This window comes from Microbacterium phoenicis (assembly GCF_047302325.1).
In the GTDB taxonomy this organism is placed as follows: domain Bacteria; phylum Actinomycetota; class Actinomycetes; order Actinomycetales; family Microbacteriaceae; genus Microbacterium.
Genome location: NZ_CP154849.1, coordinates 1676420 through 1699613, shown reverse-complemented (window position 1 = coordinate 1699613; position 23194 = coordinate 1676420). Strand labels below are relative to the sequence as shown.

Sequence of the window (23194 nt, the reverse complement as noted above, 5' to 3'; positions counted from 1 at the left end):
GACTCATGCGAACACCATCGCCCTTCCCGGCTCACGCAACACGTCGGCCACGTCGGTGAGGAACCGAGCCGCTTCGGCCCCGTCCACCAGCCGGTGATCGAACGACAGACTCAACGTCATGACATCGCGCAGCGCGACGCCACCCTCGTGCTCCCACGGCCGGCGCTGCACAGCGCCGAGGCCGAGGATGCCGGCCTCCCCCGGCACGAGGATCGGGGTCCCGGCATCCACGCCGAACACCCCGTAGTTCGTGATCGAGAACGTCCCGCCCGACAGATCGGCGGGCGTCGCCTTGCCCGCCCGCGCCGTGTCGGCGAAGGCGCGGATCGACTGGGCGAGGTCCACGAGCGACAGGGCACCGGCATCCTTCACCGACGGCACGACGAGCCCGCGGTCCGTCGCCGCAGCGATCCCGAGGTTCACCCGGCCGAAACGGACGATCTCGCCCGCCGCCTCGTCCCAGGTCGCGTTGAGCTCGGGGGTCCGGCGAAGAGCCAGGCACACGGCCTTCGCGGCAACGGCCATGATCCCGATGCGGGCGTCCGCATAGCGCACGTCGGCGCGCAGTCCCGCCACGAAGGAGACGGATGCCGTCACGTCCACCGTCAGGAAGGTGGCCGCGTGCGGGGCTGTGAAGGCCGACCGCACCATGGCGTCGGCCGTGTGCTTGCGGACGCCGCGGATCGGGATCCGCTCGTCCGCCGTCGAGCTCGCCACGGGAGCAAGGGACGCCGGGGCCGCCACCGGCTCGGCGGAGGTCCGCGCCGCGTAGGCCTCGACGTCCTCCCGCGTGATCAGACCGTCGACACCCTGAGCCGCCACGAGATCGAGGTCGACTCCGAGGTCGCGGGCGAGCTTGCGCACCGGCGGTGTGGAGCGGGGACGCTCGCGCGGCTCGTGCTCCGCCACGCTCGGCGCGATCGCGTCGTGCGGCGCCGCCTCCCGGACGGCCAGGTCGACGACGTCGCGGCCTGCACCGGCGCGCGCCCGACGCTGCGGGCGGGCATCGCTCCGCGGCGCGGCACCGTAGCCGACGAGGTTCGGCTCGCGCTTCGCCTCGGCGGCGGGCGACGCTGCGGCATCCGTCTCCGCCCCGGCGATGTCGAAAGCGATCAGCACCTCCCCGACCGGGACGACATCGCCCTCGGCGTGGTGGAGGGCGGAGACCGTGCCGGCGAACGGCGACGGGAGTTCGACGACGGCCTTCGCTGTCTCGACCTCGGCGATGGTCTGATTGAGTGCGACCTCGTCGCCGGCGGCGACGTGCCACTGCACGATCTCGGCCTCGCGCAGGCCCTCGCCGAGGTCGGGAAGACGGAATTCCGTGATCATGCGGTCACCTCCGGGACGCCGGTCGGGCGGCCGAGCACGCGGTCGACGGCGTCGAGGATGCGGTCGAGATCGGGAAGATGGTGCTGTTCGAGCTTCGCCGGCGGATACGGGATGTCGTGGCCCGTCACCCGCAGCGGCGGGGCTTCGAGGTAGTGGAAGCACTTCTCCGTGATGCTGGCGATCACCTCCGCACCGACGCCCCCCTCACGGGACGCCTCGTGCGTGACCACCACCCGGCCGGTCCGACGGACGGATGCCGCGACCGTGCCGTAGTCGACGGGCGACAAAGAACGAAGGTCGATGACCTCGAGCGAGATCCCCTCGTCCTCTGCGGCGAGCGCGGCATCCAGTGCCGTCGTCACCTGCGCACCGTAGGTGACGACGGTGACGTCGGTGCCCTCCCGGACGACGCGGGCGAGACCCAGCGGGGCAGCATCGGCGATGTCGGCGTCGACGTCGACCTCGCCCTTCGCGTGATACAGCCGCTTGGGTTCGAAGAAGACGACCGGATCGTCGCTCGCGATCGCCTGTCGAAGCATCGTGTACGCGTCCTGCGGGTTCGACACGGCGACGACGCGGAGACCCGCCGTGTGCACGAAGTACGCCTCGGGCGACTCGGAATGGTGCTCGGCCGCACCGACACCACCCGCCCACGGGATGCGGATCGTGATGGGCATCTTCACGCGCCCCTGGGTCCGGTAGTGGAGTTTCGCGACCTGACTGACGATCTGGTCGAAGGCGGGATAGACGAACCCGTCGAACTGGATCTCCACGATCGGACGGAACCCGCGAAACGCGAGGCCGACGGCGGTCCCGACGATCCCGGACTCGGCGAGCGGGGTGTCGACGACCCGACGCGGCCCGAACTCGGACTGCAGTCCGTCGGTGATGCGGAACACGCCCCCGAGACGGCCGATGTCCTCGCCCATGACGAGGGTCTTGTCGTCGTCGGCGAGCGCACGGCGCATGGCGGCGGTGAGGGCCTTGCCCATCGTCATGTCGGTCATCGTGCGCCCCCACCCGAGAAACCGTCGAGGTACACGGCGAAGCGGGCGCGCTGCTCGTCGAGCCCGCTGTGCGGCTCGGCGTACACCTGGTCGAACACCCGCAGGGGCTCGGGAGCCTCGGCCCCCACGACGGCGCTGCGCATCGCAGCGGTGAAACGGTCGGCATCCGCGGTCAACGTCTGGGCGAACGCGTCGTCGAACGCACCGAGCGAGCGCAGATACGCCTCGACGCGTGCCAGCGGGTCGCGGGCCTTCCAATGCGAGACCTCGTCGGCGTCGCGGTAGCGGGTCGGATCGTCCGAGGTCGTGTGCGGCCCGACGCGATAGGTGACCGCCTCGAGGTAGGCGGGACCGCGGCCGCTGCGGGCGTGGTCGGCCGCCCAGCGCATCGCGGCGATGCAGGCGAGGACGTCGTTGCCGTCGACGCGCAGGCTCGGGATGCCGAAGCCCGGCGCCCGGTGCGAGATCGGCGTCCGCGACTGCAGCTGCACGGGCTCGGAGATCGCCCACTGATTGTTGGAGCAGACGAAGACGACGGGCACGCCGTAGGACGACGCGAAGATCATCGCCTCGTTGACATCGCCCTGACTCGTCGCGCCGTCTCCGAAGTAGGCCACCGCGACCTGGTCGCCGCCGTCGCGCTGGATACCCATCGCGTAGCCGACGGCGTGGAGGCTCTGCGCCCCGATGATGATCTGCGGGTTCGCGACGTGCACGTCGAACGGATTCCAGCTCGCGTGCTGCGCACCGTGCCAGACCATCACGAAGTCCTTCGGCTGCACGCCGCGCACGACCTCGATGCCGATCTCGCGGTAGCTCGGGAAGAGGAAGTCGTCGTCGTGGCACGCCCACGCGGTGCCGACCTGGACGGCCTCCTGCCCCTGCGCCGGCGCCCACAGACCGAGATGCCCCTGGCGCTGGAGAGCCACCCCCTCGGCGTCGAGCCGGCGGGAGAGGAACATGTCGCGGTACACCTGCCGGAGCATCGGCGCATCGACGTCGGCGGCCCACGGGTCGAGCCGTTCGTCCCGCACGCGTCGCCCCTCGTGGTCGAGCAGGCGGGCCACGTCCTCGGTATCGCTCGCCAGTGCGGCGGCGGGGGTCAGAGTGTCGGTCATCATCGTCCCTCTCTGATCGCGGGCGCACGTCTTGTGGACGGGCGACCGGCGCAGAACACCGGCCTCGTCGCCGGATGGTGCGAGACTAGGCCGACATCGCACCTCGCTCAAGCATCGTCACGAACATTGAGCAGGATGCGTAAGCGGGCGGGAACGCTGCTGCTATGGTGTGGCACTATGAGCGCCCTCGACCACGTGGATCTCGAGCTGCTGAACGCCCTCGCCGAGGATCATCGCGCCACCGTGGTCGCTCTCGCCGAACGGCTCGGCCTGTCCCGCAACACCGTCCAGGCCCGCATGGCCAAGCTGGAGAGGTCGGGCGTCTTCCTGTCCTTCGAGCGGGCCATGTCACCCGCCGCGCTCGGGTACACGATCGATGCGATCCTGCACGTGCAAGTGCGTCAGGCGGACCTCCCGCGCATCACCGCCGAATTGCAGGAGATCCCCGAGGTCGTGCAGTGCCACGGCCTCAGCGGGCCCGTGGATCTCCTCGTGCGCGTCGCGGCGCGGGACACGCAGCACCTCTTCGACATCGATGCACGGATCCTCGCGATCGACGGCGTCGAGCGCACCGAGACGTCCCTCGCGATGGGCGAGGTCATCGGGTACCGGGTGCGACCTCTCCTGGCAGCGGCTCGGCGGGAGAGCTGACATCCGCGGGTGCGCGCTCCTCCAGCCGGACGAGGACGACGCCCGCGAGGATCAACGCGCCCCCGGCGAACTGCACCACCGCGGGTGCCTCCCCGAGGAGCAGCCACGCGAAGCTGAGGGCGAACAGCACCTCCGAGAGCCCGACGAACGACGCGAGTCGGGAACCGATGCGCGGGACGGCCATGATCCCGAGGGAGTACCCCGCCGCCGTGCACAGCCCGACGAGGGCGAGCGGCACGAGCGGCGGGACCGTCATCCCCAGCAGATCGACGACCTCGGCCGAGGTCGTCAAGGGCAGGATGCCGGCGGCCGCCAGCACGAGGATGGTCACCGTCCCCACGAGCAGGCCACCCGCCGCGAGGGCGAGGGGCGGGAGGTCGTCGCCGGCGCGCTCGCTCATGACGAAGTAGACGCACGCGCACACCGCTGCCAGCAGCGCGAACGCGGTCCCCAGCAGGTCGAAGCGGGCGCCCGACACGTCGACGACCAGCACGAGCCCGATCATCGCGACGATCGATCCGACGACGACGATTCGCGACGGGGCACGGCGCGTCCTCGCCCAGACGAAGAGGACGAGCATGACCGGCGCGAGGTACTGGATCAGCAGAGCGACGCCCACCGGCATCCGTTGCAGCGAAGAGAAGTAAAACACCTGGCAACCGACCACCGGGATGAGGCCGAAGGCGACGAGCGACACCCCGTGCACGCGGAGGAAGTCGTGCCGGCGCAGCAGGGTGCGAACGAGCGCGGGCGAGAGCACGAGCCCCGCCACCCCCATGCGGATCGCGAGCACACTGGCCAGCGACCATCCGCCTTCGAGCAGCGGCTTGGCGATGGGGCCGCTCACCGAGAAGGTGAGGGCGCTCGCGACCGCGAGCAGGAGCCCGCGCGACGGGACCGAGCCGCGGCGGGCGGGTGGGGCGAGCCTTTCGGGCAGGGTGCGGGTCATCGGCGGTCCTGGAGGGTGGGAGCGGCAGGTCATGACCTAAGTGTCATTACACTGGTGACAGTACCGACGACGATCGTCAGGAGTCAAGAACATGTTCATCCGTGACACGGAGATCTCCCTGCGTGCAGCGACGGCGCTGGTCAACTCGCTCCCGGAGATCGACGGGGACGGCGTCGATCGCCTGGCCACGCTGGACGATCTGGCGGCTTTCCTGCGCGAACACCCCTACAGCGGCGTCATCCGTCGTGACGACGTCGAGCTCTCCGAACTCCGCGCCGCGCGCTCACGCCTGCGGATGCTCTGGACCGGCGACCGCGTCGCGGCGGTACCCATCGTCAATGCGATGCTCCGCGAGAGCAAAGCACTCCCCCAGCTGGTCATCCACGACGGCTACGACTGGCACATCCACGCGACCGACGACGCAGCTCCCCTCGCCACCCGCATCACCGTCGAGGTGGCCATGGCCTTCGTCGACGTCATCCGCTCCGACGAGTTCGACCGCGTGCGCGTCTGCTCCGCGGACGACTGCGAGGCCGTGTACATCGACTATTCGAAGAACGGCTCGAAGCGTTACTGCGACACCGGCAACTGCGGCAACCGCATGAACGTCAACGCGTACCGTCGCCGGAAGGCCGAAGAAAGCGCGTGATGGCGGATGCCGCGGCCCGCGGCGTCTCATAGTGGATGAGGTGCCCCACCTCGGGGATGACGACGAGGTCGGCATCCCGGAACATCTGCTGCAGCTCGAACTGGGCCGACAGCGGCGTGATGTCGTCGTTCTCGGCTGCGATGAGGAGGGTCGGGACGTCGATGCGCCCGGCGGCTTCACGAACGTCGTGCGAGACCGAGGTGACGAACGCCTCGTGCAGGGTGTCGCGGTCGGCGAACCGCGAGAAGTATGTGTCGTGCTGGTCATGGATGAAGGCGCGAAGGCCACGATCCTTGGTCTTGGCCATCGCCACGCTCGTCACCCGCACGATGACGCGGTTGCGCAGCAGGGCATCGCCGAGCGGCCGAGGCAACCGGGCGCCGGCCCAGTAATAGAAGATCGCGAGCCGCGTGAGGATCCCGCGGGGTCCCTCGAGCGCGGGCGCTCCGATGGGGTTCACGAGGATCAGCCGCGGGGTCGTCAGACCACGGCCGACGGCCGCCGACGAGACGATCGAGCCGAAGGAGTGCCCGAGCACGACGGCGCCGGGGGCGACCTCCGCCGCGAAGGCGATCAGCCACGACGCGTACGCGTCGAGATCGTGCCGACCCGGGAACGCCGGGGTCTCGCCGAAGCCGGGCAGGTCCGGAGACACGACCCGGACGCCGTCGAGCTGCGCCACGATCGGTTCGAGACCGTGGTGGTCTCCTCGGAAGCCGTGGACCGCGAGGATCGTCGTCTCGGCATCCACCGGTCCGTAGACCCAGTACGCCGTCGGAGTACCCGCGACGCTCACCTCATGTCGCTCGACGGGAACGGCCGCGAGGCGCTCGGCGTACGGATTCACGGCAGTCACCCGTCGAGTCTACGAGCGGGTGATGCGCCTGCCGGTCGGCGGCGCGTCGTCCGGCACGATGTCGGCGGTCGACCGTAGCGTCGGAGCATGGGCGCCTGGGACGAACTTCCGCTGTGGGACGACGACACCTGGGGTGAGCCCGCGCCCGCTGCGGTCGCCCCGTCGATCGCTGACCCCGCCCCCGCTGCCGTGGCGTCCGCCGTCGTCGCCGAGATCACTGCGGAGTCCGTCGCGCCGGGTCCGTGCGCGGGCCCGCTGGGCGTCTTCGATCTCGAGACGACGGGCATCGATGTCCGCTCCGATCGGATCGTGAGCGCCCACGTCGGCGTCCTCGACGCGTCCGGCGTCGTCATCGATGCACGCACGTGGCTCGCCGACCCCGGCGTCGAGATCCCCGCAGGCGCGACGGCCGTTCACGGCATCACGACACAGCGCGCCCGGGCCGAGGGTCGCCCTGCCGCGGAGGTCGTCGCCGAGGTGACGGCGTCGCTGCGCGACCTGTTCGCCGCCGGCATCCCGGTCGTCGCGTACAACGCGCCCTTCGATTTCTCGCTCCTCAAGTACGAGAGCCTCCGTCACGGTGTCGTGCCGATCGACGCCCCGTCTCCGGTCATCGACCCGCTCGTCGTCGACAAGACCTACGACCGGTACCGCCGCGGCAAGCGCACCCTCGAAGTCGTCGCCGCGCACTACTCCGTCACCCTCGAGGGAGCGCACGACGCCGCCGCCGACGCGATCGCCGCAGGGCGCGTCGCGCAGGCGATCGCCGCACGCTTCGACCTCGACGTCTCAGCCGACGACCTCCACACGCAGCAGATCGCGTGGGCGCGTGCGCAGGCGGAGAGCCTCAGCGAGTACTTCGTCCGCATCGGCCGGCTCGACGCCGACGTGGACGGCAGCTGGCCGATCCGCTGAGGGACCCGCGTCCGGGAACGACGAAGGCCCCGCTGGAGCGGGGCCTTCGAGGACGGCTGCTTACTTGCTGCCGAAGTTCTTGAAGCGCTGGTTGAACTTCTCGACGCGACCGGCCGAGTCCATGATGCGCTGCTTGCCCGTGTAGAACGGGTGCGAGGCGGACGAGATCTCGACGTCGATGACCGGGTAGGTCTCGCCGTCCAGCTCGATCGTCTTGTCGCTCGAGACCGTCGAACGGGTCAGGAAGGTCTCGCCGGAGCCGAGGTCGCGGAAAACGACGGCGCGGTACTCGGGGTGGATGTCAGTCTTCATTGGGTTCCTCACGAAGTGCCCTGGATTTTGCCAGGAGCGGGTGAAAGTCTGCAGCGCGAACGCGCCAACGCAAGATTCTATCAGGATGCCGCGCGCGCGGCGAACCGGCCGTCCTCCGACGTCAGCGTGATCGGCATCCCGAAGGTCGCCGTCAGGTTCTCCGCCGTCAGGGTCGCCGCGATCGGTCCCTGCGCGACCGCAGCGCCGTCGCGCAGCAGCAGGACGTGGGTGAAGCCGACGGGGATCTCCTCCACATGGTGGGTGACCATGATCATGGCGGGCGTCGACTCCTCCTTCGCGTATCCGCTCAGCAGGCTCAGGAGCTCTTCGCGGGCCCCGAGGTCGAGGCTCGCGGTCGGCTCGTCGAGCAGGAGTAGTTCCGGGTCCGTCATGACGGCGCGAGCGATCTGGACGCGCTTCTGCTCACCGTCCGAGAGGGTGCCGAACGTGCGGTCGGCCAGGTCGGCGAGGCCCCACTCCCCCAGGACGCGACGCGCCCGACGCTCGTCGATCGTCTCGTAGTCCTCACGCCAGCGCCCGACCACCGCATAGGCGGCGGTCAGGACGACGTCGAGGACGGTCTCGTCCTGCGGGACCCGCTTGGCCATCGCCGAGGAGGCGAACCCGATCCGGGGGCGGAGGTCGAAGACGTCGGTGCGCCCGAGGACCTCGTCGAGCACGGTGACCGATCCCGAACTCGGGTGGGTCAGGGTGGCGGCGAGCTGCAGCACCGTCGTCTTGCCGGCGCCGTTCGGGCCGAGGACGACCCAGCGCTGGTCCGCGTCGACGGTCCAGTCGATCCCGTCGACGATGTTGCGGGCATTGCGGCGGACGACGACGTCGGCGAGTTCGAGCACCTGAGGCATGCTCCCAGCCTATCGACCGGGCGGAGCCTCGCCGGCAGGCTACCGGCCGGTCGCGGTGACCTCTCGGTACAGCTCTGCCGTGGCATCCGCGATCGCCTCCCAGCTGAAGTCGGATGCCGCCCGCTCACGACCGGCGCGGCCGTAGGCGCGCGCCTTCTCGGGATCGGACACGACCTCCGTCAGGGTCGCGGCCAGGTCTGCGACGAAGCGATCGGGGTCGACGGGGGTTCCCGTGCCGTCCTCGACCTGGTCGATCGGCACGAGGCGTCCGGTCACGCCGTCGATGACGACCTCCGGGATGCCGCCGGTCGCCGTCCCGACGACGGCGGCGCCGCACGCCATCGCCTCGAGGTTGACGATGCCGAGGGGCTCGTAGATCGAAGGGCACACGAAGGTGGTCGCCGATGTGAGGATCGCGCAGAGATCGGGGCGGGGCAGGAACTCCTCGATCCAGACGACCCCCTCGCGTGTCTCCTGGAGCTTCCGGACGAGGTCCTGGACCTCGCTCATGATCTCGGGCGTGTCCGGGGCCCCGGCGCAGAGGACGAGCTGAACCTCGGGCGGAAGGAGCTCTGCGGCCCGCAGGAAGTACGGCAGGCCCTTCTGACGGGTGATGCGGCCGACGAACACGACGGACGGCCGATCCGGGTCGATCCCCCAGCGCGAGAGGAGCTCTGGATCCTCGCGCGGCTGCCAGGCGTCGACGTCGATGCCGTTGTAGATGACGCGAACCTTGGCGGGGTCGAGGGCCGGGTAGCTGCGGAGGATGTCGCGTCGCATGCCATCGCTGACGGCGACGACCGCGGCCGCATTCTCGTAGGCGGTCTTCTCCACGTAGCTCGACACGGCGTAACCGCCGCCGAGCTGCTCGGCCTTCCACGGGCGCAGCGGCTCCAACGAGTGGGCCGTCACGATGTGCGGGATGCCGTGGAGTTTCGACGCGAGGAATCCGGCGAAATTCGCGTACCAGGTGTGGCTGTGCACGACGTCGGCGCCGGCGACGTCGCCGACGATCTCGAGGTCGGTGCCGAGGGTCTGCACGGCGGGGTTGGCGCCCGAGAGCCCGTCGGGAACCGCGTACGAGGTGGTGTCCGCTTCGTCCCGCGGGCCTCCGAATGCGCGGACCTGCACCTCCATGCGCGAGCGCAGCGCCGAGACGAGTTCGGTGACGTGGACCCCCGCTCCGCCGTAGATCTCCGGCGGGTACTCCTTCGTGACGATGTCGACGCGCATGGACCGAACTCTAGGCCACACGGAACACGCACCAAAGTCCTCGCTTGCCCGTTGCAAATCGCCATAGTGTGAGCACATGCCAGCATCACCGAAGGTCCTCGGTATCGTCCTCGCCGGTGGCGAGGGCAAGCGCCTCATGCCGCTCACCCAGGACCGCGCGAAACCCGCCGTTCCCTTCGGCGGGCAGTACCGTCTCATCGACTTCGCGATCTCCAACCTCATCAACTCGGAGCTCCGCCAGATCGTCGTCCTGACGCAGTACAAGTCGCACAGCCTCGACCGCCACGTCTCGCAGACCTGGCGGATGTCCGCTCTCCTCGGCGCCTACGTCACCTCGGTCCCGGCGCAGCAGCGGCTCGGGAAGCGGTGGTTCTCCGGCTCGGCCGATGCGATCCTGCAGTCCCTCAACCTCATCCACGACGAGAAGCCCGACATCGTCGCCGTGATCGGCGCCGACCACGTGTACCGCATGGACTTCCAGCAGATGATCGACGCGCACATCGCCTCTGGCGCTCGAGCGTCGGTCGCCGGCATCCGTCAGCCGATCGGCCTCGCGAACCAGTTCGGCGTCATCGACGTCGACCCCGCCGACGGCATCACGATCCGCGACTTCCTCGAGAAGCCGCAGAACCCGACGGGCCTTCCCGACAGCCCAGGCGAGGTGCTCGCCTCGATGGGCAACTACGTCTTCGACACCGATGCCCTCATCGAAGCGGTCGAGGCCGACGGCGAACTGCCGACCTCGAACCACGACATGGGCGGCGACATCATCCCCTACTTCGTCTCGCGCGGTGAGGCGGCGGTGTACGACTTCAAGCGCAACGACGTCCCGGGGTCCACCGACCGCGATCGCGACTACTGGCGTGACGTGGGAACGATCGATTCGTTCTTCGACGCGCACATGGACCTCATCTCCGCGCTGCCGATCTTCAACCTGTACAACATGGACTGGCCGATCCGGTCGCAGTCGGTGAACTCGCCGCCGGCGAAGTTCGTCCGCGACGGGGTGGGGCGCATCGGCAACGCGATCGACTCGATCGTGTCGCTGGGCTGCGTACTGTCGGGCACGCACCTGGAGCGGAGCGTCCTCGGTCCCTGGACGCTCTCGGGCGGCGGATCGACCATCACCGACTCGGTCCTCTTCGACCACGTCAGCGTCGGCGCCGGCGCCCGCGTGCACCGCGCGATCCTCGACAAGAACGTCGTCCTGGAACCCGGCGCGACGGTGGGCGTGGACCGCGAGCTCGACCTCTCGCGAGGCTTCACCGTCACCGACAGCGGGCTGACGGTCGTCGGCAAGAACATCCGCATCACGTCCTGAGCGGACGTGCCGACGGCGTCGGAGCAGATAGCGTGGTCGGGTGCCTGACGCCCGGTTCCTCGTCGTGTTCGACGCCGACTCCACGATCATCCGCAACGAGGTCATCGAACTGATCGCCGATGAAGCGGGCCGCGGCGCTGAAGTGGCCGCTGCCACCGAGGCGGCGATGCGCGGCGAGGTGGACTTCGCCACGAGCCTCCGCTCGCGCGTGAGCGAGCTCGCGGGCGTGCCGATCGCGTCCTTCGGTCGCGTCCTGTCGCGCATCGAGCCCACCCCCGGCGTGCACGAACTGATCGCGGCGATCCATGAGCGCGGCGGCGTCGCCGCGGTCGTCTCGGGCGGATTCCACGAGATCCTCGACACGGTCGCGCCGGACCTCGGCGCGGACGTGTGGAGCGCGAACCGCCTGGCGGTGAGCGACGGCATCCTCACCGGCTCCGTCGACGGCGACATCGTCGATGCCGCCGCGAAGGCGTCGGCACTGCGCGAATGGAGCCTCTCCTACGGCGTGGCCCCTGACGCGACGATCGCCGTGGGCGACGGGGCGAACGACCTCATGATGATGGATGCCGCGGGCCTCGGCGTCGCCTTCAACGCGAAGCCCGCCGTGCGCCTCCGCGCCGACCTCGTAGCCGGCCGCGTCGACTTGGCGGAACTCATCCCCCTGCTCCCCTGACGGCGAGCGGGATGTCGGAGGCAGGTCGTACCCTGCCGGCATGGACATCATCCTGATCCCCGGCCTCTGGCTGACCGCCGACTCATGGGACGACGTCGTCCCCGCCCTCCGCGGCGCGGGGCACACGCCGCATCCGCTCACTCTCCCGGGCGTGGGCGCTCCCGAGTCCGACATCGGCCTCACCGATTGGGTAGACGCTGTCGTCGCCGAGATCGACCGCGTCGACGGGACCGTGGTCCTCGTCGGTCACAGCGGTGGCGGCAACGTGGCGTGGGCCGCCGCGGAGCGGCGCGCCGACCGCGTCCGACGGGTCGTCTTCGTGGACACGACGCCTCCGCCACCCGGCGCGGAGATCTCGGAGTTCCCCGTCGTCGACGGGGTGATCCCCTTCCCGGGGTGGGACTTCTTCGATGCGAAGGACACTGCGGACCTCGACGAGCAGACCCGCGCTCGCACGGCACCCCTCACGGCATCCGTCCCCCGGCGGGTGCCGACCGATGCCGTCGTGATGGAGGGCACCGAACGCCACCGGGTGCCGGTGACGATGTTGATGGGATCGATGGACGACGAGACGTTCCGTCGGGTCGTGTCGGCGTGGGGCGATTTCGCGGCGGAGTTCGCCTCGATCGAGGATGCCGAGGTCATCCGGCTCGGAACCGGACACTGGCCGCAGTTCTCGGCGCCGGCCGAGCTGTCGCGCCGGATCGTCGAGGCGGCGCGCTGACGCGGATCAGTGACCCATGCCGAGCCCGCCGTCGACGGGGATGACGGCGCCGGAGATGTAGGCCGCGTCGTCCGAGGCCAACCACACGACGGCGGCGGCGACCTCGTCAGCGGCACCGAACCGGCCGGCCGGGATGCTCTTCTTGTAATCGGACTGCGTCTCGTCTGGGAGAGCCGCCGTCATGTCCGTCTCGATGAACCCGGGCGCGACGACGTTGGCGGTGATCCCGCGTGAACCCAGCTCGCGCGTGAGCGAGCGGGCGAAGCCGACGAGGGCGCTCTTGGAGGACGAGTAGTTGATCTGCCCGGCGGAGCCGTAGAGGCCGACGACCGAGGAGATGAGGATGACGCGGCCCCACTTGGCCCGCAGCATGCCCTTCGCGGCACGCTTGACGACGCGGAAAGCGCCGCCGAGGTTGGTCGAGATCACGGAGTCGAAATCGTCCTCCGTCATGCGCAGGAGCAGCGTGTCCTTCGTGATGCCGGCGTTCGCGACGACCACCTCGACGGGGCCCAACTTCTGCTCGACCTCGGTGTAGGCGGCATCGAGGGAGGCGGCGTCGGTGACATCGGCCCGGACGGTCAGAGTCCCCTCCGGGCCCTCTCCCGAGCGCGCGGTGACCGCGACGGCGAACCCCTCCGCGACGAATCGCTCGGCGATCGCACGGCCGATGCCGCGGTTGCCTCCGGTGACCAGGACGACGCGCTCGCGGGACATTCTTCTCCTTGCTCCGAGGCGGGTGAATCGCACCAGCCTACCGGCGCGGTCGACGGGTAGTCTGGAGTCAACTCGCCTGAAGGAGACGGACGTGACCGACGCCACGAACACCCCGCCGCAGCCCTCGGAAGTGCCGCCGGCGCCTCCGGTGCCCGACGCCTCGTCGCCGGCCGCCCCGCCCTACGCGCCCCCCGCCTACGGCCAGCAGCCCGGGTACGGGCAGCAGCCGAGTGCGGCGCCCGCCTACGTGCAGCCGTCGTACCCGCAGTCCGGCTACGGGCAGCCCGGATACGGCCAGCCCGCGTACGGTTACGCACCGGCACGGCCGACCAACGTCCTCGCGATCGTCTCGCTCGTCGCTTCGATCGCGGGCCTCACGATCCTCCCCTTCATCGCCTCCATCCCCGGCATCATCACGGGCCACATGGCCCTGAAGCAGCTGAAGACCTCCGGGGAGCAGGGTCAGGGGCTCGCACTCTGGGGCACGATCCTCGGTTGGATCGGCGGCGGTCTGCTCATCATCGGCATCCTCATCTGGGTCTTCGTCTTCATCGCGATCGCTGCCACCGCGTCCAGCGTCGGCCTCTCTTCCTGAGGAGCTCTCCCACGTCCCGCCGCGCCGCGCACGATCGCACACCGTCGGCGACCTCGCTCACCACCGCCCCCGAGGTCGACGCCCGTTCGCGCACACGCCGATACGTCATCATGATGTCGGTCAGAGTGCTGTGCTTCATCCTCATGGTGACGGTGACCCCGTACGGCTGGCAGACCTGGATCTTCGCTGCCGGGGCCGCCGTCCTCCCCTACCTGGCGGTCGTGATCGCGAACGTCGGGAACGGCGACGAGGTCGTCGTGGCCGAACGACCCTCCCGCGAGATCGAGTCGACACCGTCGGCATCCACGCCTCCGGAGGACCCGAATGGAGGCGTCATCCGCATCCAGGAGAGCCCCCCGCAGGAGGACCGATGAGCCCCACGGCAGGAGCATCGGACGCGGCCCAGTGCTCGCGAGCAGGATGCCGCGCCGACGCCGCATGGCAGGTGGTGTGGCGCAATCCCCGCATCCACGCCGCGGATCGCCGCAAGGTGTGGGCCGCGTGCACCGATCACGTCGAGTTCCTGCGCGCCTATCTGGCCTCACGCAACTTCCCGGTCGAGGTCCTCGCCCTCGCGCCCGCGTCCGCATCGTGAACCGCGAGACGGCGCTCCGCTGGAGCGGCTACGTGGCGATGGCCGTCGTCTTCGCCATCGCCTGCGCCATGCTGTCCAACTGGCAGTTCTCCCGTAACGCGGAACGGGACGCGGAACTCGCTCTCGTGGAGAGCAACTACTCGCAGGCGCCCGTGCCGTTCGAGGAACTGCTGCCGGACGGCACGTTCGATCCCTCCGACGAATGGCGACCGGTCGAGCTCACCGGGCGATACCTGACGGATGAGAGCCTTCTGGTGCGGAACCGCCCGCACGGCGGCACGAGCGCATTCGAGGTACTGGTCCCCCTCCGCACGGACGACGGTCGCGTCGTCCTCATCGACCGCGGCTGGGTCCGGCCCGGCGACGACCAGCCCGCCCCGGACCACGTCCCCGCGCCGCCCGCAGGCGAGGTGACGGTCGTCGGCCGCCTCCAGCCCGGCGAGGCCGCCGCCCGGGAGGGTCGCTCGGCCGCCGACGGTCAGGTGCCCACGATCGACCTGCGTCTGATCGGGCAGGAGACGGGCCAGGCGGGGAGCCTGATCGAGTCCGCCTACGTGCTGATGACCGAGGAGACTCCGGCACCCGCCGAGCGTCCGAACGCCCTCGAGGACCCGTCCGCGGATCCCGGGCCCTACCTGTCGTACGCGATCCAATGGATCCTGTTCGCCGTCATGGGGTTCGTCTTCATCTGGTACATGATCCGCACCGAGATCCGACACCGCCGCGAGGACGAGGAGAACGGTCCGAAGACCCGGACCCCGCGGAGCGCGCGTCGCCGCGACCGCGACATGGAAGCCGAGGACGCGCTGATCGACGCCCGCTGAGATCGCGCAGCTGCGCGCGGAATCAGGCCAGCGTGATGAGGTCGATGTAGTCCCGCCCCCAGATGTCCTCGACGCCGTCCGGGAGGATCAGCACGCGCTCGGGATTGAGTGCCTCGACGGCGCCCTCGTCGTGCGAGACGAGCACCACGGCGCCCTCGTAGTGCGCGAGCGCGCCGAGGATCTCCTCGCGAGATGCCGGGTCGAGGTTGTTCGTCGGCTCGTCGAGCAGCAGCATGTTCGCGGACGAGACGACCAGCGTCGCGAGCGAGAGGCGCGTCTTCTCGCCGCCCGACAGCACGCGGGCCGGTTTCAGCACGTCGTCGCCGGTGAACAGGAACGAGCCGAGCACCTTGCGCGCCTCGGTGGCGGTGATGTCGGGCGCTGCCGACATCATGTTGTCGAGGACCGAACGGGTGACGTCGAGGTTCTCGTGCTCCTGCGCGTAGTACCCGATCTTCAAGCCGTGGCCCGGCTCGATGATCCCGGTGTCCGCCTTGTCGACGCCGGCGAGGATGCGCAGCAGAGTCGTCTTACCGGCACCATTGAGGCCGAGGACCACGACGCGGGAACCGCGGTCGATCGCGAGGTCGACACCGGCGAAGATCTCGAGCGAGCCGTAGGACTTCGAGAGGTTCTTCGCCATGAGAGGTGTCTTGCCGCAGGGAGCCGGCTTCGGGAAGCGCAGCTTCGCGACCCGGTCGTCCTGACGGACGTCATCGAGACCGGCGAGGAGCTTCTCCGCCCGCGCGACCATCTGATGCGCTGCGGCTGCCTTGCTGGCCTTCGCGCCGAAGCGGGCCGCCTGCTGCTGCAGGGCCGTGGCCTTCTTCTCGGCGTTGGCGCGCTCCTTGCGGCGACGCTCCTCGTCGGCGGCGCGCTGGCGGAGGTAGTTCCTCCAGTTCATGTTGTAGACATCGATGACCTGGCGCATCGCGTCCAGGTAGAACACGCGATTGACGGTCTCGCCGACGAGCTCGATGTCGTGGCTGATCACGATCAGCCCGCCCTTGTATCCCTTGAGGAACTCGCGCAGCCACACGACGCTGTCGGCGTCGAGGTGGTTCGTCGGCTCGTCGAGGATCATCGTCTGCGCATCGGAGAAGAGGATGCGAGCGAGCTCGATGCGCCGGCGCTGGCCGCCCGAGAGCGTCTTCAGCGGCTGGTCGAGGATGCGGTCGGGGAGCGAGAGGTTGTGGGCGATCGAGGCTGCTTCGGCCTCGGCCGCGTATCCGCCGAGCGCTTCGAAACGCTCGGTCAGCGAGCCGTACTTCCGCATGGCCCGGTCGGCCACCGCGGCATCCGACGACGCCATCTGCTCCGCCGTCTCCCTCATACCGATCGCGAGGGATCCGAGGCCACGGGCATCGAGGATGCGCGTGCGCGCGAGCATCTCGGGATCCCCCGTGCGCGGGTCCTGCGGCAGATAGCCGAGTTCGCCGGTGCGATCGACGCCGCCGTCCGCGGGGATGAGGTCGCCGGCGAGGACCTTGGTCAGAGTCGTCTTGCCGGCGCCGTTCCGACCGACCAGCCCGATCTTGTCGCCGGGCGACACTCGGAACGAGACGTCCGACATGAGGGTGCGCGCACCGACGCGGATCTCGAGATCGTGCACGGCGAGCACAGCAGACATCCGTTCTTCGTGGGAGGCGGCCGAGTGGCCAAACCCCCAGTATACGTCGCCGCGAGGACGCATCCGAAGACCGCTGCGGGGGCCGTTGGTTTCCGCGGAGCACCGAGTCGATGTAAGGTTAGGCGACCCTTATCACTTCACTCAGGAGACCTCTGTGCCTCGCATCCGCACTGCGTTCGCCCTCGTCGCAGCATCCGCCCTCATTTTGACCGGCTGCGCCACCACCGCCGCGCCCGCCGGCACCTCCTCTTCCGGAGGCACCGCTGCCACGGCCGACGACGCGTTCCCGGTGACGATCACGCACGCGTTCGGTGAGACGACGATCAAGAGCAAGCCCGAGCGGGTCGCCACGGTCTCCTGGGCAAACCAGGAGGCGGCTCTCGCCCTCGGTGTCGTCCCCGTCGGCATGCCTGCTGTGACCTGGGGCGACGACGACGGCGACGGTGTCCTCCCCTGGGTCGAGGAGAAGCTCGAGGAACTCGGCGCTGAGACGCCGGTCTTGTTCGACGAGGCCGACGGCTTCGACTACGAGGCGATCGCCGACGCGGCGCCGGACGTGATCCTCGCCGCCTATTCCGGCATGAACCAGGAGGAGTACGACACCCTCAGCAAGATCGCTCCCGTGGTCGCATATCCCGACGTCGCATGGGGCACCACTTGGCAGGAGCTGACCGTCGTCAACGGCACCGCCCTGGGAATGAAGGACGAGGCTGAGAAGCTGGTCGACGACCTGACCGGTCAGCTCGACGACCTCACCGGTGCGCACCCCGACATTGCGGGCAAGACCGTGATGTTCAGCTCGTTCGATGCGACCAACCTCGCCGAGATCGGCTTCTACTCGCTCGAGGACCCGCGGCAGCTCTTCCTCCAGGACCTCGGCATGGAACCGGCCTCGACGGTCGTGGAGCAGTCGAAGGACACCGACCAGTTCTGGATCACGAACAGCACCGAGGAGATCGAGCGTTTCAGTGACCTCGACGTGCTCGTGACGTACGGCGACGACACGACCCTGGCAACGATGCAGGCCGACCCGCTGCTGTCGCGGATCCCCGCGGTCGCCGACGGCTCGGTCGTCATCCTCCCCATTGCCAACGCTCCGCTCTCCGCCGCGGCGAACCCCAGCCCGCTGTCCATCCCGAACTCGCTGACGACCGACTACGTCGACCTCATCGGCAAGGCTGCCGCCAAGGTCTCCGACTGATCCGGACCGGCCTCCCGCTCGGACCATGACCGCACTCGTCTCCTCACCCGCAGCCGTCTCGACCGCGTCCCTTCGACGCCGGTCGGGGCGGCGACGGGTGATGTGGGTCTTGGTCCTCGTGGTCGCGGTAGCGGTGATCTGTGTGTTCTCGGTCACCTTCGGTAACCGCACGGTCGACGCGACGCAGATCATCGCCGGGCTCACCGGGGACCTGACGACGACGGATGCCGCCGCCGTGGCGCGCCGGGTGCCGCGCACCATCCTGGCTCTCCTGGTCGGCGCGTCACTCGCCGTCGCCGGCACCGTCATGCAAGGCGTCACCCGCAACCCGCTCGCCGATCCGCAGATCCTGGGCATCAACGGCGGCGCCTCCCTCGCCGTCGTGACCGGTCTCGCGTTCTTCGGGGTGACGAGCGCGCTCGGATACATCTGGCTCGCGATGCTCGGCGCGGCGCTCGCAGCACTGTTCGTCTACACCATCGGGTCCCTGGGCCGAGGAGGGGCGAGCCCGCTCAAGCTCGCGCTGGCGGGGGCGGCCACCGCGGTCGCGGTCACGTCACTGATCAGCGCGATCCTGCTCCCCCGCATCGATGTGATGAGCGTCTTCCGTTTCTGGCAGATCGGCGGCGTGGGGGGCGCGACGACGCAGAACATCCTGCTCGTTCTCCCCTTCCTCGCCGTCGGCATGCTCATCTGCATCGCCTCGGCGGCGGCGCTGAACGCTCTCGCCCTCGGTGAAGACCTCGCGACAGGGCTCGGCCAGAAGGTCCGCACGGCTCGACTGCTGTCGGCGCTCGGCGCCGTGATCCTGTGCGGCGCCGCCACGGCGGTCGCGGGTCCCATCGGCTTCGTGGGACTCATCGTGCCGCACGTGTGCCGCCTGCTCGTCGGTCCCGACCACCGCTGGCTCCTTCCTGTCTCGGCTCTCGTAGGCGCGGGACTGCTGACGGTCGCCGACGTCGTCGGTCGGGTCATCGCGCGGCCGCAAGAGGTCGAGGTCGGCGTTGTGACGGCTCTCATCGGTGCACCGTTCTTCATCGCCATCGTCCGCCGACAGAAGATGCGTGCACTATGACGGCGATCGTCCCGGGTGAGCTCACACTGTCCGCCGTCACGGCCGGTCGTGCACGCCGCACCCGTCGCCGAGTGCTCGTCACGGGCGGTCTCTTAGCCGCCGTGCTCGCGACCTACCTCGTCTCGCTCATGGTGGGTCAGACCTTCTACACGCCGGCCGAGGTGTGGGCGGTGCTGACCGGTCAGACGGTGCCTGGCGCTTCCTTCACCGTCGGCGAGCTGCGTCTGCCGCGCTCGACGGTCGCCCTCCTGACCGGGCTCTGCTTCGGCATGGGCGGAGCCGTCTTCCAGACCCTCCTGCGCAACCCGCTCGCCAGCCCAGACATCATCGGGATCAACGCGGGTGCGAGCGCGGCCGCCGTCGTGAGCATCGTCTTCCTGTCGCTCTCGGGAACCGCGGTCTCCGTCTTGGCCACCGTCGCCGCGATCGCGACCGCACTGACCATTTACCTGCTGGCCTTCAAAGACGGTCGTGCGGGGGCGCGCTTCATTCTCATCGGCATCGGCGTCGCGGCGATCTTCAACAGCGTCGTCGCGTACGTCCTCTCCCGCGCGGCCGAGTGGGACCTGCAGGCTGCGATGCGATGGATCACGGGAAGCCTCAACAGCGCCTCCTGGGACGACGTCGCCCCTCTGACAGCGGCGATGGTCGTCGTCGTCCCCCTGCTGCTCTGGCTCACCCGCGACCTCGAACTGATGCGTCTCGGCGACGAGACCGCCGCCGCGCTCGGCGTGCCCGTCGAGCGGCGGCGGATCCTTCTCATCATCGCGGCCGTCGTGCTGCTCGCGTTCGCGACGGCCGCCGTCGGCCCGATCTCCTTCGTCGCCTTCCTGTCTGGCCCCATCGCCGCGCGGATGCTCGGTCCGGTGGGTTCCCCTGTCCTGGTAGCCGGACTGTTCGGTTCGTTCCTCGTCCTGATCGCAGACCTCGCCGGGCAGTATCTGCTCGGGATGCGTCTTCCGGTCGGCGTCGTCACGGGCGTCCTGGGGGCGCCCTACCTGATCTTCCTTCTCATTCGCAGCAGCCGCTCGGGAGGCTCCCTATGACCGCGGAACGCACCCTCCACGCCTCCGGGCTCAAGCTCGCCTACGGCGACCGCCTCATCGTCGACGACCTCGACCTGGTCGTCCCGCCCGGCCGGATCACGGCGATCGTTGGAGCGAACGCCTGCGGCAAGTCCACACTCCTCAAGTCGATGGCCCGACTGCTCACACCTCGCACCGGCCAAGTGCTGCTCGACGGCAGGGACATTCACAAGCTGCCCACCAAGCAGGTCGCGCGCGAACTCGGTCTGCTCCCCCAATCCCCCATCGCTCCCGAAGGGATCGTCGTCTCCGACCTCGTGGGACGCGGCCGGACGCCCCACCACGGGCCCCTCTCCCGGTGGAGCCGCGCCGACGACGAAGCCGTCGCCGCCGCCCTCGACGCGACCGACACGGCAGGCCTCGCCGACCGCGCGGTCGACGAGCTCTCGGGCGGCCAGCGGCAGCGGGTCTGGATCGCCATGGCGCTCGCGCAGCAGACCGACGTCCTGCTCCTCGACGAGCCGACCACGTTCCTCGACGTGAGCCATCAGGTCGATGTGCTCGACCTTCTGACCGATCTCAACCGGCGTAGCGGCACGACGATCGTCATGGTGCTCCACGACCTCAACCTCGCGGCGCGGTACGCCGACCACCTGGTCGCCATGGCCCGCGGACGCCTGTACGCCGCCGGCGACCCCGGTGCGGTTCTCACCGCCGAGACCGTGAAAGACGTCTTCGGCATGGACAGCCGTGTCATCCCCGATCCGCTCACGGGGCGCCCGATGGTCCTCCCCATCGGACGCCATCACGTCCCCGCCGGCGTCTGACCGCACGAAAGCAGAGACCATGTCCCTCAGCACCATGAACTTCTTCCGCGCCCCCGTGGCGGCGGTCACCGACCTGACGCCGAGCTTCCGCCGGTTCACCTTCCGCGACGACGCGCTCGGCGCCTATGGCGATCCCGGGTACGACCAACGGGTCAAGATCATGTTCCCGACGCCGACCGCCCCCCTGGATTCGATGCCGACGGATGCCGACTGGTACGACCGCTGGCGCGCGATGCCCGAGGCCCAGCGCCCGATCATGCGGACCTACACGACTCGCGCGGTGCGCGGCGCCGCCGGCGAGGTCGACATCGACATGGTCGCTCACGACGTCCTGGGCCCGGCATCCGCCTGGATCGCCGACGCGGAGGTCGGCGACGAGGTTCTGATCCTCGCCCCCACGACCGAGCACACGGGCGTCAGCTACGGCATCGACTTCGTGCCGCCCGCCAGGACGGACGCGATCCTGCTCGCCGGTGACGAGACGGCTGCACCGGCGATCGCTCGGATCCTGGAGCAGCTCCCCGCAGACGCGCGTGGTGTCGTCGTACTCGAGCTGCCCCACCCGAGTGACGCCGCCTACGTGCCCTCGCACCCCGGTTTCGAGCTGATCATCGAGGCGCGTGGCGGCGAGGACCGCCGCCACACACACCTCATCTCGGCGGTTGCCGACGTCGCCCGACGCCTCGCTCCAGGGGGAATCGGAGCCGAGGTAGAGGAGATCGACGTCGATCACGACATTCTCTGGGAAGTACCCCGCACCGCAAGGGGTGGAGCGGCGCTGAAAAGCGCTCCCCTCTACGCGTGGCTCGCCGGCGAGGCGTCCGCCATTAAAGCGCTCCGCCGTCACCTCGTCAGCGAGGTCGGCGTCGACCGTCGCGCTGTCGCCTTCATGGGCTACTGGCGCCTCGGTCGGTCGGAGAACTGAGGAAGCGGTGCGACATCGTCGCACCGCTTCTTCGTCGGCCGAATGGCCGGGGTTTCAGCTCAGATCGAGAAGCCGAGCGCGCGCATCATGTCGCGCCCGTCGTCGGTGATCCGCTCGGGACCCCACGGCGGCATCCACACCCAGTTGATGCGGAATCGGTCCACGACGCCGTCCAGCGCCTGTCCGGTCTGTTCTTCGAGGACGTCCGTCAGCGGGCAGCCGGCGGAGGTCAAGGTCATGTGGATGACGAGAGCGTCGTTCTCGTCATCCCAGCCGAGGTCGTAGATGAGTCCCAGGTCGACGACGTTGACTCCCAGTTCGGGGTCCATGACGTCCTTGAGGGCCTCGGTGACCTCGTCGTACTTCTCGGGTGCGAGCGTCTCGGCCATGCGACGATCCTAGGCCTGCTCGCCACCGACGGGAGCGAGGAAACGGTCGTAACCCTCATCCTCCAGTCGCGCTGCGAGTTCGGGGCCGCCTTCTTCCGCGACGCGACCGTTCACGAGGACGTGGACGAAGTCGGGCTGGATGTAGCGGAGGATGCGGGTGTAGTGCGTGATGAGCAGCACGCCCATGTCGCTCTGCTCCTTGGCGCGGTTGACACCTTCGGAGACGATCTTGAGCGCATCGACGTCGAGGCCGGAGTCGGTCTCGTCGAGGATCGCCAGCTTCGGCTTCAGGAGCTCGAGCTGCAGGATCTCATGACGCTTCTTCTCGCCGCCGGAGAACCCCTCGTTGACGTTGCGCGCGGCGAACTTCGGGTCCATGCGGAGGTTCTGCATCGCCTGCTTGACGTCCTTCGTCCACGCGCGGATCGAGGGTGCCTCGCCGTCGACGGCGGTCTTGGCGGTGCGGAGGAAGTTCGTGACCGTGACACCGGGGATCTCGACGGGGTATTGCATCGCGAGGAACAGACCTGCGCGGGCACGCTCGTCGACGGACATCGCGAGGACGTCCTCGCCGTCGAGGGTGATCGTGCCGCCCGTGACGGTGTACTTGGGGTGACCGGCGATCGTGTAGGCGAGGGTCGACTTGCCGGACCCGTTCGGCCCCATGATGGCGTGGGTCTCGCCCGTGCGGACGGTGAGGGTGACGCCGTTGAGGATCGGGGTCTCGCCGGCTTCCGTCTCGACCGTCACGTGGAGGTCGCGGATCTCGAGGACAGACATGT

27 protein-coding genes are annotated in these 23194 nt (G+C 69.4%); 15 read left to right on the top strand and 12 right to left on the bottom strand.

The annotated features are described in order from the left end of the window. Nucleotides 1–3: 3 nt before the first annotated feature. The 3 genes from ABCU91_RS08315 to pdhA are packed head-to-tail and all read right to left on the bottom strand — an operon-like array spanning nt 4 to nt 3457. Complete coding sequence (locus tag ABCU91_RS08315; RefSeq protein ID WP_413353372.1) at nt 4–1332, bottom strand: dihydrolipoamide acetyltransferase family protein; 1329 nt, start codon at nt 1330–1332, stop codon at nt 4–6. Then, nucleotides 1329–2339 carry an alpha-ketoacid dehydrogenase subunit beta gene (locus ABCU91_RS08310; protein WP_406924423.1) on the bottom strand — a complete coding sequence of 337 codons (1011 nt, stop codon included), beginning with the start codon at nt 2337–2339 and terminating at the stop codon, nt 1329–1331. Before ABCU91_RS08310 ends, ABCU91_RS08315 begins: the two co-directional genes overlap by 4 nt. Beyond that, a complete protein-coding gene (gene pdhA / locus ABCU91_RS08305; protein ID WP_413353371.1) occupies nt 2336–3457 on the bottom strand; it encodes a pyruvate dehydrogenase (acetyl-transferring) E1 component subunit alpha in 1122 nt (373 codons plus the stop codon). Before pdhA ends, ABCU91_RS08310 begins: the two co-directional genes overlap by 4 nt. Nucleotides 3458–3634: 177 nt before the next feature. On the opposite strand from pdhA, the gene ABCU91_RS08300 reads away from it, so the two are divergent. After that, a complete protein-coding gene (locus ABCU91_RS08300; RefSeq protein ID WP_091352975.1) occupies nt 3635–4108 on the top strand; it encodes an Lrp/AsnC family transcriptional regulator in 474 nt (157 codons plus the stop codon). Here ABCU91_RS08300 and ABCU91_RS08295 read toward each other — a convergent pair. Further along, nucleotides 4056–5057 carry an EamA family transporter gene (locus ABCU91_RS08295; protein WP_413353370.1) on the bottom strand — a complete coding sequence of 334 codons (1002 nt, stop codon included), beginning with the start codon at nt 5055–5057 and terminating at the stop codon, nt 4056–4058. The genes ABCU91_RS08300 and ABCU91_RS08295 overlap by 53 nt on opposite strands. A gap of 91 nt (nt 5058–5148) precedes the next feature. Between ABCU91_RS08295 and ABCU91_RS08290 the strand changes: the two genes are divergently transcribed. Further along, nucleotides 5149–5706 carry a CGNR zinc finger domain-containing protein gene (locus ABCU91_RS08290; RefSeq protein ID WP_413353369.1) on the top strand — a complete coding sequence of 186 codons (558 nt, stop codon included), beginning with the start codon at nt 5149–5151 and terminating at the stop codon, nt 5704–5706. Here the strand turns inward: ABCU91_RS08290 and ABCU91_RS08285 are convergent. Beyond that, the gene (locus ABCU91_RS08285; protein ID WP_413353368.1) at nt 5666–6562 is read right to left on the bottom strand and encodes an alpha/beta fold hydrolase; all 897 of its coding nucleotides are present in this window, start codon (nt 6560–6562) and stop codon (nt 5666–5668) included. The two genes, ABCU91_RS08290 and ABCU91_RS08285, sit on opposite strands and share 41 nt — an antisense overlap. An 87-nt stretch (nt 6563–6649) precedes the next feature. Here ABCU91_RS08285 and ABCU91_RS08280 point away from each other — a divergent pair, with 87 nt between their 5' ends. Then, a complete protein-coding gene (locus tag ABCU91_RS08280; protein ID WP_413353367.1) occupies nt 6650–7477 on the top strand; it encodes an exonuclease domain-containing protein in 828 nt (275 codons plus the stop codon). Nucleotides 7478–7537: 60 nt separating this feature from the next. Here the strand turns inward: ABCU91_RS08280 and ABCU91_RS08275 are convergent, their stop codons facing one another. The 3 genes from ABCU91_RS08275 to glgA all read right to left on the bottom strand — a co-directional run bounded on the left by ABCU91_RS08275 (nt 7538) and on the right by glgA (nt 9888). Beyond that, nucleotides 7538–7789: a type B 50S ribosomal protein L31 gene (locus tag ABCU91_RS08275; RefSeq protein ID WP_018186539.1), complete on the bottom strand. Its 252-nt coding sequence runs from the start codon at nt 7787–7789 to the stop codon at nt 7538–7540. A gap of 80 nt (nt 7790–7869) precedes the next feature. Then, nucleotides 7870–8655 (bottom strand): ABC transporter ATP-binding protein, encoded by a 786-nt coding sequence (locus ABCU91_RS08270; protein ID WP_413353366.1) that lies wholly within the window; start codon nt 8653–8655, stop codon nt 7870–7872. 39 nt (nt 8656–8694) lie between these two features. After that, the gene (glgA, locus tag ABCU91_RS08265; protein ID WP_413353365.1) at nt 8695–9888 is read right to left on the bottom strand and encodes a glycogen synthase; all 1194 of its coding nucleotides are present in this window, start codon (nt 9886–9888) and stop codon (nt 8695–8697) included. 76 nt (nt 9889–9964) lie between these two features. Here glgA and glgC point away from each other — a divergent pair, with 76 nt between their 5' ends. The 3 genes from glgC to ABCU91_RS08250 are packed head-to-tail and all read left to right on the top strand — an operon-like array spanning nt 9965 to nt 12609. Continuing rightward, nucleotides 9965–11209 (top strand): glucose-1-phosphate adenylyltransferase, encoded by a 1245-nt coding sequence (gene glgC / locus ABCU91_RS08260; RefSeq protein WP_406924431.1) that lies wholly within the window; start codon nt 9965–9967, stop codon nt 11207–11209. Nucleotides 11210–11249: 40 nt separating this feature from the next. Next, on the top strand, nt 11250–11885 hold the full coding sequence (gene serB / locus ABCU91_RS08255) for a phosphoserine phosphatase SerB (protein WP_413353364.1): 636 nt from the start codon (nt 11250–11252) through the stop codon (nt 11883–11885). 40 nt (nt 11886–11925) lie between these two features. Beyond that, nucleotides 11926–12609 (top strand): alpha/beta fold hydrolase, encoded by a 684-nt coding sequence (locus ABCU91_RS08250; protein ID WP_413353363.1) that lies wholly within the window; start codon nt 11926–11928, stop codon nt 12607–12609. Nucleotides 12610–12615: 6 nt separating this feature from the next. Here ABCU91_RS08250 and fabG read toward each other — a convergent pair whose 3' ends face one another. Next, complete coding sequence (gene fabG, locus ABCU91_RS08245) at nt 12616–13326, bottom strand: 3-oxoacyl-ACP reductase FabG (RefSeq protein WP_406924434.1); 711 nt, start codon at nt 13324–13326, stop codon at nt 12616–12618. Nucleotides 13327–13417: 91 nt separating this feature from the next. Here fabG and ABCU91_RS08240 point away from each other — a divergent pair, with 91 nt between their 5' ends. From ABCU91_RS08240 to ABCU91_RS08225, 4 genes are read left to right on the top strand one after another with little or no spacing between them, the layout of a single operon-like run. Continuing rightward, entirely contained in the window at nt 13418–13921 is a 504-nt protein-coding gene (locus tag ABCU91_RS08240) for a DUF4190 domain-containing protein (protein ID WP_406924435.1), read from the top strand. Continuing rightward, nucleotides 13822–14295 carry a DUF3099 domain-containing protein gene (locus ABCU91_RS08235; RefSeq protein ID WP_413353362.1) on the top strand — a complete coding sequence of 158 codons (474 nt, stop codon included), beginning with the start codon at nt 13822–13824 and terminating at the stop codon, nt 14293–14295. Before ABCU91_RS08240 ends, ABCU91_RS08235 begins: the two co-directional genes overlap by 100 nt. Beyond that, entirely contained in the window at nt 14292–14516 is a 225-nt protein-coding gene (locus ABCU91_RS08230) for a hypothetical protein (RefSeq protein ID WP_413353361.1), read from the top strand. The genes ABCU91_RS08235 and ABCU91_RS08230 overlap by 4 nt, the downstream gene beginning before the upstream one ends. Then, nucleotides 14513–15340, top strand: coding sequence for an SURF1 family protein (locus ABCU91_RS08225; protein ID WP_413353360.1), 828 nt, complete (start codon nt 14513–14515; stop codon nt 15338–15340). Before ABCU91_RS08230 ends, ABCU91_RS08225 begins: the two co-directional genes overlap by 4 nt. Before the next feature lie 22 nt (nt 15341–15362). Here ABCU91_RS08225 and ABCU91_RS08220 read toward each other — a convergent pair whose 3' ends face one another. Then, nucleotides 15363–16913 carry an ABC-F family ATP-binding cassette domain-containing protein gene (locus tag ABCU91_RS08220; RefSeq protein ID WP_413355390.1) on the bottom strand — a complete coding sequence of 517 codons (1551 nt, stop codon included), beginning with the start codon at nt 16911–16913 and terminating at the stop codon, nt 15363–15365. Between the two features lie 211 nt (nt 16914–17124). Between ABCU91_RS08220 and ABCU91_RS08215 the strand changes: the two genes are divergently transcribed. Genes ABCU91_RS08215 through ABCU91_RS08195 form a run of 5 tightly spaced genes read left to right on the top strand, consistent with a single transcriptional unit; the run spans nt 17125 to nt 22023 of the window. Continuing rightward, nucleotides 17125–18171: an iron-siderophore ABC transporter substrate-binding protein gene (locus ABCU91_RS08215; RefSeq protein WP_406924439.1), complete on the top strand. Its 1047-nt coding sequence runs from the start codon at nt 17125–17127 to the stop codon at nt 18169–18171. Between the two features lie 25 nt (nt 18172–18196). Beyond that, a complete protein-coding gene (locus tag ABCU91_RS08210; RefSeq protein WP_406924440.1) occupies nt 18197–19246 on the top strand; it encodes a FecCD family ABC transporter permease in 1050 nt (349 codons plus the stop codon). Continuing rightward, entirely contained in the window at nt 19243–20292 is a 1050-nt protein-coding gene (locus ABCU91_RS08205; protein WP_413353359.1) for a FecCD family ABC transporter permease, read from the top strand. The genes ABCU91_RS08210 and ABCU91_RS08205 overlap by 4 nt, the downstream gene beginning before the upstream one ends. Further along, on the top strand, nt 20289–21098 hold the full coding sequence (locus ABCU91_RS08200; protein WP_406924442.1) for an ABC transporter ATP-binding protein: 810 nt from the start codon (nt 20289–20291) through the stop codon (nt 21096–21098). Before ABCU91_RS08205 ends, ABCU91_RS08200 begins: the two co-directional genes overlap by 4 nt. 19 nt (nt 21099–21117) lie before the next feature. Next, nucleotides 21118–22023 (top strand): siderophore-interacting protein, encoded by a 906-nt coding sequence (locus ABCU91_RS08195; RefSeq protein ID WP_406924443.1) that lies wholly within the window; start codon nt 21118–21120, stop codon nt 22021–22023. A 59-nt stretch (nt 22024–22082) separates the two neighbouring features. Here ABCU91_RS08195 and ABCU91_RS08190 read toward each other — a convergent pair whose 3' ends face one another. Both ABCU91_RS08190 and sufC read right to left on the bottom strand, forming a co-directional pair. Then, nucleotides 22083–22412: a metal-sulfur cluster assembly factor gene (locus ABCU91_RS08190; RefSeq protein WP_400364787.1), complete on the bottom strand. Its 330-nt coding sequence runs from the start codon at nt 22410–22412 to the stop codon at nt 22083–22085. 9 nt (nt 22413–22421) lie between these two features. Continuing rightward, nucleotides 22422–23192 carry a Fe-S cluster assembly ATPase SufC gene (gene sufC, locus ABCU91_RS08185; RefSeq protein ID WP_406924444.1) on the bottom strand — a complete coding sequence of 257 codons (771 nt, stop codon included), beginning with the start codon at nt 23190–23192 and terminating at the stop codon, nt 22422–22424. Nucleotides 23193–23194: the final 2 nt, after the last annotated feature.

Excerpts from the sequence above, each read along its gene's own strand:
- ABCU91_RS08290 (WP_413353369.1), top strand. The coding sequence starts at position 5,149 with ATGTTCATCCGTGACACGGAGATCTCCCTGCGTGCAGCGACGGCGCTG.
- ABCU91_RS08190 (WP_400364787.1), bottom strand. The coding sequence starts at position 22,412 with ATGGCCGAGACGCTCGCACCCGAGAAGTACGACGAGGTCACCGAGGCC.
- ABCU91_RS08200 (WP_406924442.1), top strand. The coding sequence starts at position 20,289 with ATGACCGCGGAACGCACCCTCCACGCCTCCGGGCTCAAGCTCGCCTAC.
- glgC (WP_406924431.1), top strand. The coding sequence starts at position 9,965 with ATGCCAGCATCACCGAAGGTCCTCGGTATCGTCCTCGCCGGTGGCGAG.
- ABCU91_RS08310 (WP_406924423.1), bottom strand. The coding sequence starts at position 2,339 with ATGACCGACATGACGATGGGCAAGGCCCTCACCGCCGCCATGCGCCGT.
- ABCU91_RS08205 (WP_413353359.1), top strand. The coding sequence starts at position 19,243 with ATGACGGCGATCGTCCCGGGTGAGCTCACACTGTCCGCCGTCACGGCC.
- ABCU91_RS08195 (WP_406924443.1), top strand. The coding sequence starts at position 21,118 with ATGTCCCTCAGCACCATGAACTTCTTCCGCGCCCCCGTGGCGGCGGTC.
- ABCU91_RS08250 (WP_413353363.1), top strand. The coding sequence starts at position 11,926 with ATGGACATCATCCTGATCCCCGGCCTCTGGCTGACCGCCGACTCATGG.
- ABCU91_RS08270 (WP_413353366.1), bottom strand. The coding sequence starts at position 8,655 with ATGCCTCAGGTGCTCGAACTCGCCGACGTCGTCGTCCGCCGCAATGCC.
- sufC (WP_406924444.1), bottom strand. The coding sequence starts at position 23,192 with ATGTCTGTCCTCGAGATCCGCGACCTCCACGTGACGGTCGAGACGGAA.
- ABCU91_RS08275 (WP_018186539.1), bottom strand. The coding sequence starts at position 7,789 with ATGAAGACTGACATCCACCCCGAGTACCGCGCCGTCGTTTTCCGCGAC.
- glgA (WP_413353365.1), bottom strand. The coding sequence starts at position 9,888 with ATGCGCGTCGACATCGTCACGAAGGAGTACCCGCCGGAGATCTACGGC.
- ABCU91_RS08300 (WP_091352975.1), top strand. The coding sequence starts at position 3,635 with ATGAGCGCCCTCGACCACGTGGATCTCGAGCTGCTGAACGCCCTCGCC.
- pdhA (WP_413353371.1), bottom strand. The coding sequence starts at position 3,457 with ATGACCGACACTCTGACCCCCGCCGCCGCACTGGCGAGCGATACCGAG.
- ABCU91_RS08280 (WP_413353367.1), top strand. The coding sequence starts at position 6,650 with ATGGGCGCCTGGGACGAACTTCCGCTGTGGGACGACGACACCTGGGGT.
- ABCU91_RS08295 (WP_413353370.1), bottom strand. The coding sequence starts at position 5,057 with ATGACCCGCACCCTGCCCGAAAGGCTCGCCCCACCCGCCCGCCGCGGC.
- ABCU91_RS08315 (WP_413353372.1), bottom strand. The coding sequence starts at position 1,332 with ATGATCACGGAATTCCGTCTTCCCGACCTCGGCGAGGGCCTGCGCGAG.
- ABCU91_RS08220 (WP_413355390.1), bottom strand. The coding sequence starts at position 16,913 with ATGTCGGACGTCTCGTTCCGAGTGTCGCCCGGCGACAAGATCGGGCTG.
- ABCU91_RS08210 (WP_406924440.1), top strand. The coding sequence starts at position 18,197 with ATGACCGCACTCGTCTCCTCACCCGCAGCCGTCTCGACCGCGTCCCTT.
- fabG (WP_406924434.1), bottom strand. The coding sequence starts at position 13,326 with ATGTCCCGCGAGCGCGTCGTCCTGGTCACCGGAGGCAACCGCGGCATC.
- ABCU91_RS08230 (WP_413353361.1), top strand. The coding sequence starts at position 14,292 with ATGAGCCCCACGGCAGGAGCATCGGACGCGGCCCAGTGCTCGCGAGCA.